The sequence below is a fragment of the Phenylobacterium glaciei genome (assembly GCF_016772415.1).
Lineage (GTDB): Bacteria > Pseudomonadota > Alphaproteobacteria > Caulobacterales > Caulobacteraceae > Phenylobacterium > Phenylobacterium glaciei.
The window spans coordinates 1,262,056-1,279,778 of the sequence record NZ_JAGSGD010000001.1; the positions used below are offsets into that span (position 1 = coordinate 1,262,056).

General features: G+C 66.7%; 18 protein-coding genes. 9 read left to right on the plus strand and 9 right to left on the minus strand.

Annotated elements, in window-relative coordinates:
- Positions 1-132 precede the first annotated feature (132 nt).
- On the plus strand, positions 133-711 hold the full coding sequence (locus JKL49_RS06045; protein WP_215338990.1) for an inner membrane-spanning protein YciB: 579 nt from the start codon (positions 133-135) through the stop codon (positions 709-711).
- 12 nt (positions 712-723) lie between these two features.
- On the opposite strand, the gene JKL49_RS06050 is transcribed toward JKL49_RS06045, so the two are convergent.
- The 3 genes from JKL49_RS06050 to mddA all read right to left on the minus strand — a co-directional run bounded on the left by JKL49_RS06050 (position 724) and on the right by mddA (position 3,789).
- Positions 724-1,389 carry a TetR/AcrR family transcriptional regulator gene (locus JKL49_RS06050; RefSeq protein ID WP_215338991.1) on the minus strand — a complete coding sequence of 222 codons (666 nt, stop codon included), beginning with the start codon at positions 1,387-1,389 and terminating at the stop codon, positions 724-726.
- A 757-nt stretch (positions 1,390-2,146) separates the two neighbouring features.
- Positions 2,147-2,710: a hypothetical protein gene (locus JKL49_RS06055; protein WP_215338992.1), complete on the minus strand. Its 564-nt coding sequence runs from the start codon at positions 2,708-2,710 to the stop codon at positions 2,147-2,149.
- Between the two features lie 320 nt (positions 2,711-3,030).
- Positions 3,031-3,789, minus strand: a complete 759-nt coding sequence (gene mddA / locus JKL49_RS06060; protein ID WP_215338993.1) for a methanethiol S-methyltransferase — start codon at positions 3,787-3,789, stop codon at positions 3,031-3,033.
- A 262-nt stretch (positions 3,790-4,051) separates the two neighbouring features.
- Here mddA and JKL49_RS06065 point away from each other — a divergent pair, with 262 nt between their 5' ends.
- Entirely contained in the window at positions 4,052-5,041 is a 990-nt protein-coding gene (locus tag JKL49_RS06065) for an AraC family transcriptional regulator (protein ID WP_215338994.1), read from the plus strand.
- Positions 5,042-5,238: 197 nt separating this feature from the next.
- Here the strand turns inward: JKL49_RS06065 and ilvN are convergent, their stop codons facing one another.
- Positions 5,239-5,787, minus strand: a complete 549-nt coding sequence (ilvN, locus tag JKL49_RS06070; protein WP_215338995.1) for an acetolactate synthase small subunit — start codon at positions 5,785-5,787, stop codon at positions 5,239-5,241.
- Positions 5,788-5,942: 155 nt separating this feature from the next.
- Between ilvN and JKL49_RS06075 the strand changes: the two genes are divergently transcribed.
- Genes JKL49_RS06075 through JKL49_RS06090 form a run of 4 tightly spaced genes read left to right on the plus strand, consistent with a single transcriptional unit; the run spans position 5,943 to position 8,114 of the window.
- Positions 5,943-6,464, plus strand: coding sequence for a DUF1993 domain-containing protein (locus tag JKL49_RS06075; protein ID WP_215338996.1), 522 nt, complete (start codon positions 5,943-5,945; stop codon positions 6,462-6,464).
- 40 nt (positions 6,465-6,504) lie between these two features.
- The gene (locus JKL49_RS06080; protein WP_215338997.1) at positions 6,505-7,110 is read left to right on the plus strand and encodes an NUDIX hydrolase; all 606 of its coding nucleotides are present in this window, start codon (positions 6,505-6,507) and stop codon (positions 7,108-7,110) included.
- Between the two features lie 40 nt (positions 7,111-7,150).
- Positions 7,151-7,687, plus strand: a complete 537-nt coding sequence (locus JKL49_RS06085; RefSeq protein ID WP_283816625.1) for an FAS1-like dehydratase domain-containing protein — start codon at positions 7,151-7,153, stop codon at positions 7,685-7,687.
- Between the two features lie 4 nt (positions 7,688-7,691).
- Positions 7,692-8,114 (plus strand): MaoC/PaaZ C-terminal domain-containing protein, encoded by a 423-nt coding sequence (locus JKL49_RS06090; RefSeq protein WP_215339001.1) that lies wholly within the window; start codon positions 7,692-7,694, stop codon positions 8,112-8,114.
- Positions 8,115-8,387: 273 nt separating this feature from the next.
- On the opposite strand, the gene JKL49_RS06095 is transcribed toward JKL49_RS06090, so the two are convergent.
- Entirely contained in the window at positions 8,388-10,181 is a 1,794-nt protein-coding gene (locus JKL49_RS06095; protein ID WP_215339003.1) for an acetolactate synthase 3 large subunit, read from the minus strand.
- A 171-nt stretch (positions 10,182-10,352) separates the two neighbouring features.
- The gene (miaA, locus tag JKL49_RS06100) at positions 10,353-11,282 is read right to left on the minus strand and encodes a tRNA (adenosine(37)-N6)-dimethylallyltransferase MiaA (RefSeq protein ID WP_215339005.1); all 930 of its coding nucleotides are present in this window, start codon (positions 11,280-11,282) and stop codon (positions 10,353-10,355) included.
- Between miaA and serB the strand changes: the two genes are divergently transcribed.
- Together serB and JKL49_RS06110 are read left to right on the plus strand one after the other, a co-directional pair.
- The gene (serB, locus tag JKL49_RS06105; protein ID WP_215339007.1) at positions 11,281-12,174 is read left to right on the plus strand and encodes a phosphoserine phosphatase SerB; all 894 of its coding nucleotides are present in this window, start codon (positions 11,281-11,283) and stop codon (positions 12,172-12,174) included. The two genes, miaA and serB, sit on opposite strands and share 2 nt — an antisense overlap.
- A 49-nt stretch (positions 12,175-12,223) precedes the next feature.
- Positions 12,224-12,880 carry an HAD family hydrolase gene (locus JKL49_RS06110; RefSeq protein WP_215339009.1) on the plus strand — a complete coding sequence of 219 codons (657 nt, stop codon included), beginning with the start codon at positions 12,224-12,226 and terminating at the stop codon, positions 12,878-12,880.
- Positions 12,881-12,918: 38 nt separating this feature from the next.
- On the opposite strand, the gene hflC is transcribed toward JKL49_RS06110, so the two are convergent.
- Both hflC and hflK read right to left on the minus strand, forming a co-directional pair.
- Positions 12,919-13,809 carry a protease modulator HflC gene (hflC, locus tag JKL49_RS06115; RefSeq protein ID WP_215339012.1) on the minus strand — a complete coding sequence of 297 codons (891 nt, stop codon included), beginning with the start codon at positions 13,807-13,809 and terminating at the stop codon, positions 12,919-12,921.
- The gene (hflK, locus tag JKL49_RS06120) at positions 13,806-15,002 is read right to left on the minus strand and encodes an FtsH protease activity modulator HflK (protein WP_215339014.1); all 1,197 of its coding nucleotides are present in this window, start codon (positions 15,000-15,002) and stop codon (positions 13,806-13,808) included. Before hflK ends, hflC begins: the two co-directional genes overlap by 4 nt.
- A 127-nt stretch (positions 15,003-15,129) precedes the next feature.
- Between hflK and JKL49_RS06125 the strand changes: the two genes are divergently transcribed.
- Entirely contained in the window at positions 15,130-16,248 is a 1,119-nt protein-coding gene (locus JKL49_RS06125) for an Mrp/NBP35 family ATP-binding protein (RefSeq protein WP_215339016.1), read from the plus strand.
- Here JKL49_RS06125 and JKL49_RS06130 read toward each other — a convergent pair.
- The gene (locus JKL49_RS06130) at positions 16,245-17,681 is read right to left on the minus strand and encodes an MFS transporter (RefSeq protein ID WP_215339018.1); all 1,437 of its coding nucleotides are present in this window, start codon (positions 17,679-17,681) and stop codon (positions 16,245-16,247) included. The two genes, JKL49_RS06125 and JKL49_RS06130, sit on opposite strands and share 4 nt — an antisense overlap.
- Positions 17,682-17,723 lie beyond the last annotated feature (42 nt).

The following is a 17,723-nucleotide window of genomic DNA, read 5'->3' on the forward strand; positions in this document are numbered from 1 at the left end:
CGGCTCGCGATGCGTGAATGGGCGGGTGGGTTCGCGGACCACCACGGATTCTGCGTGAGCGGGTTAGGCGGAAAACGGCCTTCGCCCCTAGCCTTTGGGCATCACGTTTCGCCCTGTCCCGAGAGCCCGCCGATGCATCCCCTGCTCTACGCCGCCCGCCCCCTGGTCCTGGATTTCCTGGCCACCATCGTCTTCCTGGTCCTGGTGGCCCTGAAGGTCGATCCCACCATCGCCGCCACCGTCGCCATCGCCATCGGCGTGGGGCAGGTGGTGGTTCTCAAGATCATGAAGAGGCCCATCGCGCCGCTGCAGTGGCTGGGCCTTGGCCTGGTCCTGGTGTTCGGCACGGCCAGCCTGCTGACCCACGACATGCGCTTCCTGATGGTCAAGCCGACGGTGATCTATGTGCTGGTGGGCGCCTTCATGCTCAAGCGCGGCTGGATGCTGCGCTACATGCCGCCGATCGCCGCCGGTCACGGCGAGGATGTCATGGTCGCCTTCGGCTATGCCTGGGCTGGCCTGATGTTTGTGAGCGGCATCGTTAACGCCATCGTGGCGGTGGCCTTCACCGACCACTGGGTGGCCTTCATGGCGATCTTCCCCTTGGCCACCAAACTCACCCTGTTCGCGATCCAGTACGTGACCATGCGCACCATCGTGCGCCGCCGGATCATCGCCAGCCGTGAAATTCCCGAAGGCGCGGTGGCCTAGCGGGCGTGTCGCCTAGGCGAGGGCCCTGCCGGCCTGGGCCTTGGCGAGCAGGCCGGTGATCAGGATGTCCTTGTAGGACTTCAGGAGCGCGAAGGAGCGCTCCACCTGGGCCCGGTCGCCGGTGACCAGCAGCTCCATGGCCAGGCCGCGCATCGCCGCCATGTGCAGGCCCACCATGGCGTCGATGGCCTCGCGGTCCTCGATGCCGATCTCCTGGGCCAGCTCCCACATCCGGTGGCGGCGGTTCTGTTCGATGCTGTTGAACATGTCGGGCAGCTTGGCGGCCAGCACCTTGTCGGAGCGGGCGGCCATCATGATCTCGAGCTTGGCCATGGCCGGCTCCTGGATCAGCACCGTCCAGGTCGTCTCGGTGCGCGACATGAAATAGGCCAGCTTGTCATCGTCGTCGTTCAGGGCCGGCGGCTGGTGCGACCGCTCGTCGGCGCCGGAGGCGTAAGCGACCACCGCCAGCATCAGGTCCACCTTGGACGGGAACTGGTGCAGCATGCCGCCGCGGCTGACGCCGGCGGCCTCGGCGATGGTCGAGAGCGTGGTGGCCGAATAGCCGAGCCGGTTCAGGCAATCGACCGCGGCGTCGATCAGCCGGGCCCGCATGCTGGCCGTACGTTCGGCCTGGCTGCGCCGCGCCTCGGGGGCGATGACCGCCTTGTCGCCCATGTCAGTCGTCTCCCAGCCTCAATCCATCCTGCGGGCGTTCCGCCACGGGAGGCAAGGTGAAGAAAAGAGACGCCGACGCGTCTCGCGCGCCGGCGCCAGTGCCCAGACGATCTTTGCGACCGCTTGGGAGGACCTCTGTGATCTGTGAACTCCCGCGCCCGATATCGGAGCGCGGCGCCCATGCGAAACCGCACGGACGCCGGCGCCGAAGGTGAGCCATGACGCCTGCGGCATCCTGGAGGAGCCGCCGGCGCCGAGCCGTCTGAATGTCAAATTCGTCCAATTGAAAATTACTCAGCGCGGCCCGGCCCTGAAATTGGGCCGAGCAGCAAAATGGCGAAATCTATCAATCAACTAAAAGCAGGCTGGCGATGAATGGATCGCCTGTCGTTTCCAAATCCCCGTCTGGGCCGGTTCTGGCTCGGACCCTCGCGGGTCCGCGCCGATCAGCCTCGTCGTTGGCAGGAAAAGACACCCGGACTCACCGCGCGTCAACAAACAAACCGTCCAAGCGGTCTGTTTTTCACGAACCTGTGTGGTCGTCTGTCGCGCCGACGTTCCAGGTCCTGTTGACGACGGGCTTGACCCACAGTCGCGCGGCTGCGCCCGCCTCATACTCGGAGCCAGCAGGTTCCAGACCATCCATCACGTCGTCAGCCTCTGACTACAGGCCCAAAAAAGGGCGGCGGGGAATGAACTGCGGCGCCCTGGATATGATGGGCGCGGCTTTCATTCGATGATCCCCGCCCGTTAATGACTAATCTTTGTGCTTGAGGAACAGTACGTCGAACGCCGGCGACCACGTCTTGCCGTCGTCTTTCGACAACATCGCCGACTCCCGCACGCCCTTATTTTGGACCGTCCAGGTGATGCGTTGAATGACCGACTTACCATCCTGGAGGTGCACCTCGCCTTCGAGAACCAGCGCGCCGTCCTTGAAGTTGCCGACGATCACCATAATCGAACCGCGATTGGTGACCCAGGTCTGTTGCCATTGTTTGCGCACGGGATCGTAGCTTAGGATGCTGTCGCCAATGAGCCCATCGTTCTGCTCATAGAGCTCATGGATGGCGCACCCCTGGGCGATGGAATCGACGTGGGCGCGAGCCAGAGACGGGCCGCCCGGGGCTTCGGTCTCGAAGGTGTCCCAGTCGCCGATCCAGAAATCCAAGTGGTGGTATTCTGCGGCGGCACTGCAGTTTGGAGGAGCGGGCGCCGCGGGAGCAGGGGTCGCCCCAGCCCCGGAGGCGAAGGCGAGGCCAACCACTGCCAATACTTCCAATGCGGCCCGTAGATACTTTGATCGCTGCGTCTGGTTCATGGCGTTGTCGTTCTTATGTTGATGGCCTATTGGCCGGGGGATCAGTTTTTTGGATGATCTGCAGCAGGAAAGCGTAAGCCGTCGCCTCGTCAATGACTTCGAGACCACCCACGAGAATTCAACCGCATGGATCCTGATCGCCTCGATTGAATTCATGACGCAAATGTTGAAAAGCCCGAGAAATTCGACATGAGTATTATGAGCCAGACTCTTGGAGTTCGATTTTCCGGTGAAAACTGTCTCTATTCTATCTGTCTCATCTCAGAGGCGCACTCCAGTCTGGGGTCCACCCCGGTAAGCTGCCCCCGTTGTCCCCGCGACTAGAGCTTGACGTCTTTCGGATCGACGAACTTGCGGCCCGGAAGCGGCACGAGCATTGCCGCTTGACGCCGGTAGTTGCGATACTGGTCGCCGAACTGCTGAACCAGATCGCGCTCTTCCAACTGAATGCCGACCAGGATGTAGCCGGTGGTTACCACCGAGAACAGCAGATGCCCCACGGTCATCGTGGGCGTGGCCCAGACGGCGAGCAGGACGCCGAGCTGGATCGGATGGCGGACACGACGGTAGAAGAGGGGCGCGCGGAATTTCGGCTCCGGTTGCGCCTTGCCGAACAGGCGCGCGAAGACCTGACTAAGTCCGAACATCTCGAAATGGCTGAGCAGAAAGGTGCTGGCCACCAGGACGAACCAACCCAGCCAGAAGATGCCGTCGAGCGCCGCCACGGCGATCGGTTCGCGCGCCGCCCAGACAAGCGTGGGGATGGGCCGCCATTGCCAGTACAGGAGCATCAAGGCGAGACTGGTGACGAGCACATAGGTGCTGCGTTCGACCATGGGCGGCACGAACCGCGCCCACCAGCGCTTGAAGCCCTGGCGCGCCATCACACTGTGCTGAATCGTGAAAAGTCCGATCAGCATGATGTCGATGATCACGCTCGGAAGCAGAGGCCCCGCCATCCCTGAGTCGACCGACTTCGGAACGATGAGGTTCCCCATGAAACCAACGAGATAGAGTAGCGAAACGAGCGTGACGCCGTACGCGATGACGCCGTATATGACCGCAACAAGACCTGCCATTCGATTCCTCAGGGTTTTCAAAAACGTTGTGATTGCCGCATGAAGCGCGTCTGCCCACCTTCGACGGCTGCGGCGGAAACAGACAGTGGATCGCGCGGGCGATTATCGGACGTCCGTCAACCCGCCAAGACGCCGACCAGCCGGGGAGGGTCGAGATGCAGCAGTTGGTTGGAACTTCCAATGGCGCCCATTAATAGGGCGAATTGTGATTGGGCGAATGATCGCCTGACCGGATCAACCGACGGTTCGTCCAAGCCTGAGGGTGGCCACCGTGATTGATCCGCTTTCGGAGGTGCTTCGGTCGGTTCGCCTGACGGGCGGCATTTTCCTCGACGCACAATTCACGACGCCATGGTGCGTGCGCACCAACATCCTTGCCGAGGATTGCGCGGGTTTCCTAGTCAAGCCGGCGCTTCTGATCGCCTACCACTTCGTGATCGCTGGAGGACTGCTGCTCAGCGTCGATGAGGAACCCACTATCGAGGTGCGAGCCGGCGAGATCGTGCTCCTGCCCAGGAATGACGTCCACACGCTGGCCAGCACATCGGGCCTCGCGCCAACGAGCGCGCGTAGTCTTATCCAACCGTCGGCGGATGGCGGACTGGCGCGAGTTCTGTATGGCGGCGGCGGCGAGGCGACGCACATTGTGTGTGGCTTTCTCGGCAGCGAGGAAACTTACAATCCGTTGATCGCCGCCCTGCCAAGAGTGCTGAAACTCGACATCACCGAGGGTGTATCGCGGGACTGGGTCGAAGCCTCGGTGCGATATGCCGCCAGCGAACTGACGACTGGCAAACTCGCTTCCTCGGGCCTGATGTCGCGGCTCTCCGAAACGCTCTTCGTCGAGGCGATGCGCCAATACTCCGTGACGCTCACCGGGCAGGCTGGGGGATGGTTGAAGGGAGTCGCCGATCCGCAGATCGGTCGCGCCCTGGCCGCGATACATCACAACATCCGGTCGCCCTGGTCGACGGACTCTCTGGCCAGGGAAGCCTCTATGTCGCGTAGCGCGTTCGTTGATCGCTTCACGGCGCTGATCGGCATGCCGCCTATCCGGTACCTGACGAACTGGCGGCTTCAAACAGCTAAGCGGCGTCTTCGAGAAACGCGCAAGACGATCGCGCAAATCGCTGAGGAGGTGGGTTACGGATCCGATGAGGCCTTCAGCCGGGCGTTCAAGCGAGAGTTGGGCTCGACACCCTCAAAGTGGAGAGATCAGCAATCCGTGGACGAGCGCCCGGCCAAGCGATGATGGCTTCAGGGGAACCGATCTTCCGATCGACTTGACCCACAATTCTTCTGCACCCGCAACGACAGTTCTTCGTTGAGCTGGGTTGGCCGGAGCGAAGAGTCATCAGGTCCCGCAGCGTGCCGCCCGGACCCTGCGAATAGCGCTCGCAGCCTTGAATCAGCGATCAGATGATTGGGTAACCACCTGGTCACCAGAACCTAGAAGACCTCGGCCCCGCGGGTGATCGACAGGACGCCGGTGCGCGACAGCTCCACCAGGCCCAGGGGCCGCATCAGGTCGACGAACTTGTCGATCTTCGACGAGGCGCCGGTCAGCTCGAAGATGAAGCTGTCGATGGTGGTGTCCAGCACCTTGGCGCGGAAGATGTCGGCGATGCGCAGGGCCTCGACCCGGTCGCCGCCCGACCCCTTGACCTTCACCAGCGCCAGTTCGCGCTCCAGGCCGTTGGGGTCGCGGGTGATGTCCTGCACGTGGCGCGTGGCCACCATCTTCTCCAGCTGGGCCTCGATCTGCATCAGCACATGCGGGGTGCCCCGGGTGACGATGGTGACGCGGCTGGTGTGGGCGCGACGGTCGGTCTCGGCCACCGTCAGGCTCTCGATATTGTAGCCCCGGGCCGCGAACAGCCCCACCAGCCGGTGCAGGACCCCTGGCTCGTTGTCCACCAGGATGGCGAAGGTCGCCAGGCTCTCGGCCTCTTCCGAAGGCGTCAGGTCATAGACGGAGGCGGGCTGGGTGTCGGACATGTCGAGGTCTCGCAGAAGGCGTCGGCAGGGAGGTGTCACAAGCGCCGCCTCCGGGCAAGGGATGGCCGCCGCGCGGTGAGTCCGAAAATCGCTGGCCTTCCCCGGCGCGGATGTCGGACAAGCAGCTTCACAACAAGCACGGGAGGCCTCAGGCCATGGCGATTTCACTCTACGACGTCAGCGTCACTTCATTCCTGCAGTCGCTGAACGGCGTTGCCGGTTTCCTCGACCGGGGCCTGTCCCACTTCACCGACAACAATGTCGATCCCAACTCGATCGTCGACGTCCGCCTGTTCCCCGACATGCTGCCCTTCTGGTTCCAGATCTCGTCGGTGGTGCACCACTCCTCCGAAGCCATCGACGGCGTGCGGGCCGGGACCTTCTCGCCGGGCGGCGCCTCCCCGCCGCTCAGCTACGCCGATCTGCAGAAGCTGGTGGCCGACGCGCAGGCCTCGCTGAAGGCCCTCGACCCCGCCGAGGTCAACGGCTTCGAGGGCCAGGACATGGCCTTTGTCATGGGCTCGATGCGGATGCCCTTCACGGCGGAGGGCTTCCTGATGTCCTTCTCCCTGCCCAACCTGCATTTCCACGCCACCACCGCCTACGACATTCTGCGCATGCAGGGCGTGCCGCTGGGCAAGCGCGACTATCTGGGAGGTTTACGGCTCAAGGCGTAAGCGGCTTGCCCTGGCGGTCCAGGTCGGCATGCTTGGCGACATGCACGCAGACCGGGACCGCATCGCCGCCAACCTCGCGGCCTTTCCGCGCATCGCCCTGGAAACGGGCGAGCGCCGGCGGGCGGCTGTGGCCATCGTGCTGTCGGCCCGGGACGGTGAGCTCACCTACCTGCTGACCCGCCGGGCGCTCACCATGCGCCGGGGCGCCGGCAACTACGCCCTGCCGGGCGGCAACCTGGAGCCAGGCGAGGACGCTATCGCCGGCGCCATCCGTGAGACCTCCGAGGAGTTGGGTGTCGCCATCGCGCCGGAGGAGGCTCTGGGGATGTTGGACGACTTCGAGACCCTGGGCGGCCACGTGGTGACCCCGGTGGTGTTCTGGACCGACGAGACCCTGAGCCTCAGTCCCGATCCGACGGAGGTGGACCGCGCCTGGTTCGAGCCGGTGGCGCGTCTGGATCATCCGGGGTCGCCGATGAGCGAGGAGCACCCCGACGGCGGCGAGCCCATCCTGCGGATGTTCGCCGACGACAACTGGATCAACCCGCCGACCGCGGCCTGGCTGTACCAATTCCGCGAGGTTGGTCTGTACGGCCGGCTGATCCGCGTGAGCCGCATCGGTCAGCCGGAGTGGACGGCGCGCTAGCTGACCCTAAAGTAGCCGGTATAGAATTTTGAGAGCGGCAATGACCGCACAGGAGAGGGAGCGCCAATTGGCTACCAAGACATTCCCCGTCGAAGCGGGACACATCCTCATGTTCGCCCGATCGGTCGGCGACGATAACCGCGTCTATTCCGACGCCGACTACGCCAAGACCACCGAAGCCGGCGGCATCATCGCCCCCCCGACCTTCGCCCAGGCCAGCGCCCAGTTCGACCCCGACTACGGCCTGCGGCCCAAGATCGGCCAGCCCTGGTTCGGCTCGGGCAAGAACGCCACCGGCATCACCCGCGCGCCTGGTGGCGGCGGTGGTGGGGGCGGCGGCGGCCTGCATGCCGAGCAGCACTTCGAGTATCACCGTGCGCTCAAGGCCGGCGACGTGCTCACCGCCACCACGACGCCCGGCAAGACCTGGGAAAAGGAAGGCAAGCGCTCGGGCAAGCTGGTCTTCTCCGAGAGCGTCACCGAGTACCGCGACCAGACGGGCGAACTGGTGATCACCGCCCGCGGCGTCGGTGTCCGCACCGAACGCCCCGTCGAACAACCCGCTGAGAAGGCGTAAGAACATGGCGCTCAGCGCGAAATCCCTGAAGGTGGGCGACGCCCACACCGCCCGCCTGGTGGATGACCTCAAGCGGACCCAGATCGTCCAGTACGCCGGCGCGTCCGGCGACTACAACCCGCTGCACACCGACGAGATCTTCACCACCCAGGTGGCCGGATACCCGTCGGTCTTCGCCCACGGCATGCTGACCATGGGCATGACCGGCAAGATGCTCACCGACTATGTGGGCGACGCCCGGCTGACCAAGTACGGCGTGCGCTTCACCAGCCAGGTCTGGCCGGGCGACACCCTGGACGCGACGGCCACGCTGAAGGCGATCAGCGACAAGGACGGCGCCAAGATCGCCGAGTTCGACGTCAAGACGGTCAACCAGGCCGGCGTCGAAGTGCTCAGCGGCTCCGCCGAAGCCCGCGTCGACGACTAACGGAACAGAGGCGGAGGCCGATCTCTTGCCTCCGCCGCCTACTACAGTGCGGACTCGACAGGCTTCTCAAGCAAACTCGTTCACGTCATCCCGGCCGTAGCGAAGCGGAGAGCCGGGACCCAGGGGCGGAGCGCTCGGCCCCTGGGTCCCGGATCGGCCTATCGGCCGTCCGGGATGACGGGAGTTGTTGTTCTGAGAAGGGAGCGCGCCCTCATCGGTCGCACCTTCGCGCGACACCTTCTCCCGCAAGGGGAGAAGGACGCACCAAACGTCCTAGACCAGTCGCTTGCCGGCGTCGTCGATGACGCCGCCCAGGTCGCGGCCATCATTGGCCAGGATCATCTCGTTGTGGGCCTTGCCGGACGGGATCATCGGGAAGCAGTTCTCTTCCTTGGTGACCCGGCAGTCGAACAGCACGGGCTTTCGAACCGAGATCATCTCCAGGATCTTGTCGTCCAGCTCACCCGGCGTTTCGGCCCGGATGCCGATCCCGCCGAAGGCTTCGGCCATCTTCACGAAGTCGGGCAGGCTGGCCGAATAGGAGTGGCTGTAGCGTTCCCCGTGCAGCAGCTGCTGCCACTGGCGGACCATCCCCATCCACTCGTTGTTCAGGATGAAGATCTTGATCGGCAGGTCGTACTGAATGGCCGTGGCCATCTCCTGCATGGTCATCTGCACGCTGGCGTCGCCGGCGATGTCGATCACCAGCGAGTCGGGGTGGGCCATCTGCACGCCCACGGCGGCCGGCAGGCCGTAGCCCATGGTCCCCAGGCCGCCGGAGGTCATCCAGCGGTTGGGCTGGTCGAAGTGATAGTACTGGGCGGCCCACATCTGGTGCTGGCCCACCTCGGTGGTGATGTAGGTGTCGCGGTCCTTGGTCAGCTCGTACAGCCGCTGGACGGCGTACTGGGGCTTGATCAGCTTGCTATCGGGCGAATAGGCGAAGCCCTTGCGCGCGCGCCAGTGGTCGATCTGCGCCCACCACTCCGTCAGGGCCGCCTTGTCGGTGGCCGCGTTGCGGCTCTTCCAGGCGGCGATCAGGTCCTCGAGCACCGAGCCCGCGTCGCCGACGATGCCGATGTCGGCCTTGACGTTCTTGGAGATCGAAGAAGCGTCGATGTCGATGTGGATCTTCTTCGACCCCGGCGAGAAGGCGTCCAGCCGGCCGGTGACCCGGTCGTCGAAGCGCGCGCCGATGCAGACCATGACGTCGCAGTCGTGCATGGCGTGGTTGGCCTCATAGGCCCCGTGCATGCCCAGCATCCCCAGCCACTGCGGATCGGACGCCGGGAAGGCGCCCAGGCCCATCAGGGTCGAGGTCACCGGCGCGCCGGTCAGCTTGGCGAAGTCGCGCAGCAGCTGGGCGGCCTTGGGGCCGGCATTGATGACGCCGCCGCCGGTGTAGAGGATCGGCTTGCGCGCACCGGCGATCAGGGCCGCGGCCTCGGCCACCTTGCCGGCGTCGCCCTTGGTGCGGGGATTGTACTCGTGGTTGTGTTTGACCGCCTTGGGACCCTGATAGGCGCCCTTGGAGAACTGCACGTCCTTGGGGATGTCGATGACCACCGGCCCCGGACGGCCCGAGGTGGCGATGTGGAAGGCCTCGTGCATGATGCGCGGCAGGTCCTCCACCGACTTCACCAGATAGTTCTGCTTGGTGATCGGCCGGGTGATGCCGACGGTGTCGCACTCCTGGAAGGCGTCGGTGCCGATCAGGTGGGTGGCGACCTGGCCGGTGATCACCACCATCGGGATGGAGTCCATCAAAGCATCGACGATGCCGGTGACCGCATTGGTGGCGCCGGGACCGGAGGTCACCAGGACCACGCCGCACTTGCCGGTGGAGCGCGCATAGCCCTCGGCGGCGTGGGTCGCCCCCTGCTCGTGGCGGACCAGCACGTGCTGCAGGCGCGTCTCTTCGAACAGCGCGTCATAGATCGGCAGCACGGCCCCGCCCGGATAGCCGAACAGCACCTCGACGCCCTGGTCGATCAGGGCGCGCACGACGATCTCCGCGCCGGTCAGGGTTTCGATATCGGCTTCGATGGTGGTCTGGTGAGCGGTCATTTCGGGGGGCCTGGTGTGGGGCATTAAAAAAGGCCCTCTGGGGGCCCGGTGCAAGCGACCTTGTTCAGACTGACGTGATCGTCAGTCCGCGACAGGTCGCCGTACAAGTACAAGAATCTCGCGCACGAGCATTCTCCAGAAACGAAGGTCCCTGCTGATGCCATGCCCCCGTCAGGGCGTCAAGCCGGGGTTCAGCGCAAGAAACTGCCTCCACTGGTCGTCCGGGTCGGTGGCCGTGATCCGTGGCCAGTCGGCCATCTGCCCCCGTTGCCAGGTGGACTGGCGCTTGGCGTAGCGGCGGGTTTCCTGCTGGGCGGCGGTGAGCGCCTGGGCCGGGGTCAGCTCACCGCGCAGCTGGGCCGCCAGTTCGCGCACCCCCACCGCCTTCATGATCGGCAGGGCGGGGTCGAGATCCCGCGCCATCAGTTCGGCCACCTCTTCCAGGGCGCCCGCCGCCAGCATGGCTTCGAACCGGGCGTCGCAGCGGTCGTAGAGCGCCTTGCGGTCCGGCTCCAGCGCGACGGACGAATAGCTGCCGGCGGGCAGGGCGGGGTCCGTACGCCCCTGCCAATCGGTGAGCGAAACCCCGCTGGCGGCGAACACCTCCCAGGCCCGGACCAGCCGCTGCTTGTCGCCGGGACTGATCCGCAAGGCGGCGGCGGGATCGGCGTCCGCCAGCCGGCGACGGAAGCCGACCTCGCCCATCGTGTCATAGTCGGCGGCGGCCTGGTCGCGCACCTCCGGCGGCGTGGCTGGGATCTCCGCCAGGCCGTGGGTCAGGGCGCGAAAATAGAGCCCGGTCCCGCCCACGACGACGACCGATTGCCCGCGCCCGGTGATCTCGGCGATCTCCTGGGCGGCCGCCCGCGACCAGGTCCCCACCGACCAGCCGTCGGCGCCGTCCACGGTTCCCACCAGGTGATGCGGGACCCAGGCCTCGTCCTCGTGGGAGGGCCGCGCCGTCACCACCCGCAGGTCGCGATAGATCTGCAGGGCGTCGGCGCCGACGATCTCGGCCCCGGTCTTCTGAGCCAGACGCAGGGCCAGGGCTGACTTGCCGCTTGCGGTGGGCCCGGCGATCAGCCAGATGCGGGGCTCCATGCAGCTCGCCCTTACCCTCGTCAGTCCCACGCCAGAGGCGGCCCAGGCCGCCATCGGCCCGATCACCACAGCGCTCGCAGGCGCCCGCGCCCGCGTCAAGGAGCCCCGCGTCCTGGGCCCGGGCGCCGTCGATCTCGCCGTCGAGGCCGACGCCATCGCGCCCGTCCGCATCGCGGTCGCCAATGCCCTCGAAGGCCTGCCCGTCGACGCCTGCGTCCAGCACTGGAACGGCCGCCGCAAGCGCCTGCTGATCGCCGACATGGACTCCACCATCATCGGCTGCGAGTGCATCGACGAGCTGGCCGATTTCGCCGGGGTGAAGGACAGGGTCTCGCAGATCACCGAGCGCGCCATGCGCGGCGAACTGGACTTCGAGCAGGCCCTGCGCGAGCGGGTGGCCATGCTGAAGGACCTGTCGGTCGACGTCCTGCAACGCTGCTACGACGAGCGGGTGAGGCTGAACCCCGGCGCGCGGACCCTGGTGCGCACCATGACCGCCAATGGGGCAGGGGCCTTCCTGGTCTCCGGCGGCTTCACCTTCTTCACCAGCCGCGTGGCCCAGGCCGCCGGCTTCCAGGCCAACCGCGCCAACACCCTGATCGAGGCTGGCGGCCTGCTCACTGGCGAGGTGGGCTCTCCGATCCTTGGCCGCGAGGCCAAGCTGGCCGCCCTGCGCGAGGAGACCGCCGCGGCGGGCTTCACCCCGGCTGACGCCCTGGCGGTCGGCGACGGCGCCAACGACCTGGCCATGATCAACGCGGCGGGCCTCGGCGTCGCCTACCGCGCCAAGCCCATCGTCGCCGCCGAGGCCGACGCCAAGGTGGACTATGCCGACCTGACGGCGCTGCTCTACTTCCAGGGCTATACGGCGGCCGACTTCGTTACAGACTGACGCCAGGCTTGATTGGGCGGGCGGGCGGGCCTTGCGCTAAGGCCAGACCATGACATTGCCCCGCATCCCCAAGGCCGTCGTCTTCGACATGGACGGCCTGCTCTGCGACACCGAGGTCGTCTACCGCGACTCCATGTTCGCCACCGCCGCCGAGCACGGCCACGACATGCCGCTCTCGCTGTTCAAGAGCATGATCGGCCTGCCGGGCCCCATGAGCGACCGCCAGGTGCTCAACCACTTCGGCGAGGACTTCCCGATTGCGGCCTTCAACGCCCGGGTCTCGGAGCATGTGGAAATCGCCTGCGAGCGCGGCATCGACCTGAAGACCGGGGTCATCGAATTGCTGGACACCCTCGACGCCCTGGACCTGCCGCGCGCCATCGCCACCTCATCGAGCCACCGGGCCGTGGAGGCCCATCTGGGCAAGACCGGCGTCCTCCCGCGCTTCCACGCGGTCATCGCCCGTGGCGACTACGTCAACGGCAAGCCCAACCCCGACCCCTTCCTCAAGGCCGCTGAACGCCTCGGTATCGCGCCGGAGTTCTGCCTGGCCCTGGAAGACAGTCACAACGGCGTCCGCGCCGCGTCGTCGGCCGGCATGATGACCATCATGGTCCCCGACCTGCTGGACCCCACGCAGGAGATGCACGCCCTCTGCGTCCGCATCGCTGCGGACCTGCACGAGGTGCGGGGTTTGCTGGGTTAAATTCCTTCTCCCGCAAGGGGAGAAGGGACCTGGGCCAATTACCGCGCGTTGGGTCCGCGTTCGAAGTACTTGAAGAAGGCGCTGTCGGGGGACAGCACCATCGTGGTGTCGCCCTGGCCGAGGGCGGCTTCGTACGCCTGCATCGAGCGGTAGAAGGCCGCGAAGCTGGGATCGCGGCCGAAGCTCTGGGCGAAGATCCGGGTGCGCTGGCCGTCGCCCTCGCCTCGGGTGGTCTCGGCCTCTTCGGTGGCGGTGGCCAGCGTGATGGCCACTTCCTTGTCGGCGCCGGCGATGATCTCGCGCTTCTTCTGTTCGCCCTCGGCCCGCCGCTGGGCGGCTTCCTGCTGGCGGCTGGTCTGCATGCGGCGATAGACGGCCGCCTGGTTGGCGGCGGGCAGGTCGGCGCGCTTGATCCGTACGTCGATGATCTGGATGCCCAGGCGCGAGGAGTTGGCGCGCTTGGCCACGTCCACCTTGGTCTGGGCCATCAGGGCGCCGCGGCGTCCGGAAATGATGTCACTGGAGGTCGCCGAGCCGAGGATCTGGCGCAGGGACGAGTTCAGCAGCCGCTCGATGCGGTCGTTGGCGGTCCGCTCGTCGCGCAGGGTCCGGTAGTACTGCAGCGGATTGGAGATGCGGTAGCGGACGAAGGCGTCCACCACCAGGCGCTCCTGGTCGGCGGCGATGACCTCTTCCTGGTCGGCCTCGAGCTTCAGGTTGCGCTTGTCCAGCTTGATGACGTTCTCGAGGAAGGGCGCCTTGATCTTCAGGCCCGGCGCGTTCTCACCCGGCGCATTGATCACGCGGACCGGTTCGCCGAAGCGGACCACGATGGCCTGCTGGCGTTGCTCGACGACGAAGACGGTGTTGAACAGGACGATCACGACGCCAAGCGCGATGAGGCCCCAGGTGGTCAGGCGGCGGTTCATTGCGGGGCTCCCGGACTGGGCGTGACGACACGGCCGCCCTCCGCCTGGGGTTCGACACGGGCGGTGGCGGTCTTGGGCCGGAACACATCGGGCGGCAGGATGATCGGGGCGCTGGCGCCCTTGCCGTCGATGACCACCTTGTTGGAGCGCGACAGCACCCGCTGCATGGTCTCTATATAGAGGCGGTCCCGGGTCACGCCCGGCGCGCGCTTGTACTCGGTCAGGATCTGGCTGAAGCGCGAGGCTTCACCGATGGCTTCCCGCACCGCCTGCTCGCGATAGCCCTGGGCCGACTGGGTCAGCTTGGCGGCGTCGCCCTTGGCTTCATTGATCACCCGGTTGCGATAGGAATTGGCTTCGTTGACGGCGCTTTCGGCGTCCTGGCCGGCGTTGGCCACTTCGCGGAAGGCGGCGACCACTTCCTGCGGCGGGTTGGCGCTGCGGATCTGGACCTCGACGACGCTGACGCCCGCGCCCCAGCCGTCCAGGGTCTTCTGCATCAGTTCGGCCGACTGGGTCTGCACCTTGCCGCGGCCAGTGGTCAGGATGTCCTGCAGGGTGGTCTTGCCCACCACCTCGCGCATGGCGCTTTCGGACACGGCTTTGACGGCGTCTTCCTGGTCGCGGACAGTAAACACGTACTTGGCGGCGTCGGCGACGCGCCAGGTCACGCTGAAGTCCAGGTTCACGATATTCTCGTCACCGGTCAGCATCAGGCTTTCTTCCGGCACGTCGGCGCCGGCGGCGCCCCCGACGTCGATCCGGTTCAGGCTGGTGACCGCCACCTTCTCCACATGCTCGATGGGGGTGGGCAGGTGGTAGCGCAGGCCCGGGCTCTCCGAGCGCGAATAGGCGCCGAAGGTGGTGACCACCGCCTCCTCGTTGGGCTGGACGATGTAGAGGCCCGACAGGGCCCAGATCGCGAAGCCCGCGCCGGCCACCGCGGCCACGGCGCCGGGACGGATGCCGTCGCCGGGACCACCGGCGCCGCCCAGCAGGCCGCGCAGCTGCGCGATCAGCCGGTCGAGGGTCGCCGAGATATCGGGTCCGCCAGGACCGCCAGGGCCGCCGGGACGGCGTGGGCCACCGCCGCCGCGTTGCGGGCCGGAGCTCTTGGGGGGCTGCTTGTCGCCGCCCTCACCAGAAGGCGGAGTACCCCAGGGGCCGGGGTTCGCATTGTCGTTCCAGGGCATGGTCGCGTCGTCTGCTTCTTTGTCTCGGCGCGGCGGCGGAAGTTGCTGCCTGTCGTCGGGCTTGTAAACCGGCGCTGTCAGCCGGATATGAGGCGCGCAAGCCCGCAACGCAAGACACACGGGTGTCATGAACGCCGAAACCGCCCCCGAACGCGCCGTTGTCCTGGCCGCCCTGGATCGGGTGCTGGATCCCAAGACCGGCAAGGGCCTCGTCGCCGCCCGCCTGGTCCACGGCCTGAACCTGGCGCCGGGCCGCGCCGGCTTCGTGCTGGAGGTGGCGGCAAAGGATATCCCGCTCTACGAGCCGACCCGCGCCGAGGCCGAGCGCGCCTTGATGCAGGTCGACGGCGTGGCCCAGGCCAGCGTCATGCTGACGGTCGAGGCCGACCAGCCGCCGCCGCCCGCGCCGGGCGTCACCCGCGTGGTCAAGGGCGCCCGGGTGACCCAGGATCCTACCGCCGCCCCCAAGCCGCCCGTCGACGCCGTCCGTCCCGACCACGTCCGCCGCGTCATCGCCGTGGCCAGCGGCAAGGGCGGGGTGGGCAAGTCCACCATCTCGGTCAACCTCGCCGCCGCCTTCGCCGCCATGGGCCTGAGGGTCGGGCTGCTGGACGCCGACATCTACGGGCCGTCCGCCCCGCGCATGCTGGGGATCGACGGCGATCCGGGCTTCGGCCCCGACAAGAAGCTGATCCCGCTGCAAGCCTGGGGGATGAAGGTGATGTCCATCGGCTTCCTGGTAGACGAGGCCGCGCCGATGATCTGGCGCGGGCCCATGGCCTCCTCGGCCGTGCGCCAGATGGCCAACGACGTGGCCTGGGGCAGCGAGGCCGAGCCCCTCGATATCCTCGTCGTCGACATGCCGCCCGGCACCGGCGACATCCAGCTGACCCTGGTTCAGAAGATCAAGCTCGACGGGGTGGTCATCGTCTCCACCCCGCAGGAGATCGCCCTGATCGATGCGCGCCGCGCCGTGGCCATGTTCCAGAAGACCAACACCCCGATCCTGGGGTTCGTGGAGAACATGTCCTACTTCCCCGACCCCGCCACCGGCGCCCGCATCCCGATCTTCGGCGAGGGTGGCGGCAAGGCGGAGGCGGCGAAGATGGGCCTGCCCCTGCTGGGCGAGATCCCCCTGGACCAGGCCCTGCGCCAGGCCTGCGACGACGGCCGACCGGTGACCGCGGCGGCCCCTTCGAGCCCCGCGGCCAACGTCTTCAACCAGATCGCCAAGGCGCTGCTCTAAGTCGGCCGCGTCGGCGTGATGGGCGAGGGGCCCGAACCCACCGTGGTCAGGGGCTCGTCCTCGATGGCCTCGGTCAGGGTGGCGGCCTGGGCGTCCAGCTGGCTGCGGATGTCGGCGTGCCGGTCGCGGTCCAGCTTGTAGCCGAAGAAGCAGGCGCCGCCGACCAGCACCAGGGCGATGGGGGCGAACAGGTAGCACATCTCCAGGCCGCGGATCGCCGTCTCGGTGTTGATGGCGCCGTCCTTGGCGTTGTAGCCGACGAAGGCCAGCACCGGGAATACGATGGCCACGGTGATCGACGACCCGAACTTCTGGGTCATGGTCACCAGGGCGTAGAGCAGGCCGGTCTGTTCCTTGCCGGTCTTCAGCCGCAGCTCGTCGCCGACGTCGGCCACCATGGCGCGGATCAGCAGGACGAAGGCGCTGGCGCAGAAGCCGACGGCGAACATGCCCACGGCGGTGGGCACGAACAGGCCCTTGGGGATCGCCATCAGCACCGTCTGGGCCACGGCGTAGCAGACCGTCGCCACCTGCAGGGTGCGGTGTTTGCCGAGCTTCTGAGCGATGCGCGCCCAGAACGGCGCCCCGAACAGACCCGCCCCGATATAGGGGATCAGCAACAGGCTGACCTGGGTGATCGGGAAGCCCTTCGCGTCGTGGAAGAAGAAGATGTAGATCGGGCCCGTCGTGCCGGGGCCCAGCACCAGGAACAGGTCGGCGATCACCAGCCGCACCATCGAGGGCTGGGTGAAGACCTGCATGTAGTCCTTCAGGGTGGCGTGCTCGGGCTTTTCGGTGGTGATCTTCTCCGGCGCGAAGAAGATGCTGGCCGCCGCCGTGAAGGGGATCAGGCAGATGATGATGTAACCGATGGCCTGCATGCTCTCGCCCTTGCCGGGCTGGATCGCGCCATGGGTCAGCAGCGGCATCAGCAGCAGGGTGACGGAGCCGGCCACAGCCACGGCCTGCATCCAGCCGTAGATGCGCGAGCGCTCGTTGTAGCCGGTGGCCAGGGCCGCGGCCCAGGCGGCGTGGGACAGGCCGGTGATCGAGGTGCCGGTGTAGGTCACCAGCAGCCAGAGGACGAGATAGCCCGTCCCGGCGTCGGCCGGCGGATTGAGGATCTTGTAGATCGACAGGATCAGGAGCGGGATGCCCAGCGCGTACCAGACGCGGTAGCGGCCGAACCGGGTGCGGGTGCGGTCCATCGCGCCGCCGATCACCAGGTCGAAGCCCAGGTCGATGAGCCGGACCATCGCCACCGCCCCGCCGACGGCCAGCAGCGAAATGCCGATGTGGCCCGCATAGAAGCGCGGCAGATAGGTGCCGAGGATCAGGGCGAGCATGGCGCCGGGAACCCCGGCGCTGGCGAATGCGAAAATCACTGGGGTCGATAGCCGACCGGCCGCCGAAGGGGCGGTGTTGGAAGCCACGGGCGTCTCCTCAAAAATAACTGGTGCGCCTCTGGGGGCGCT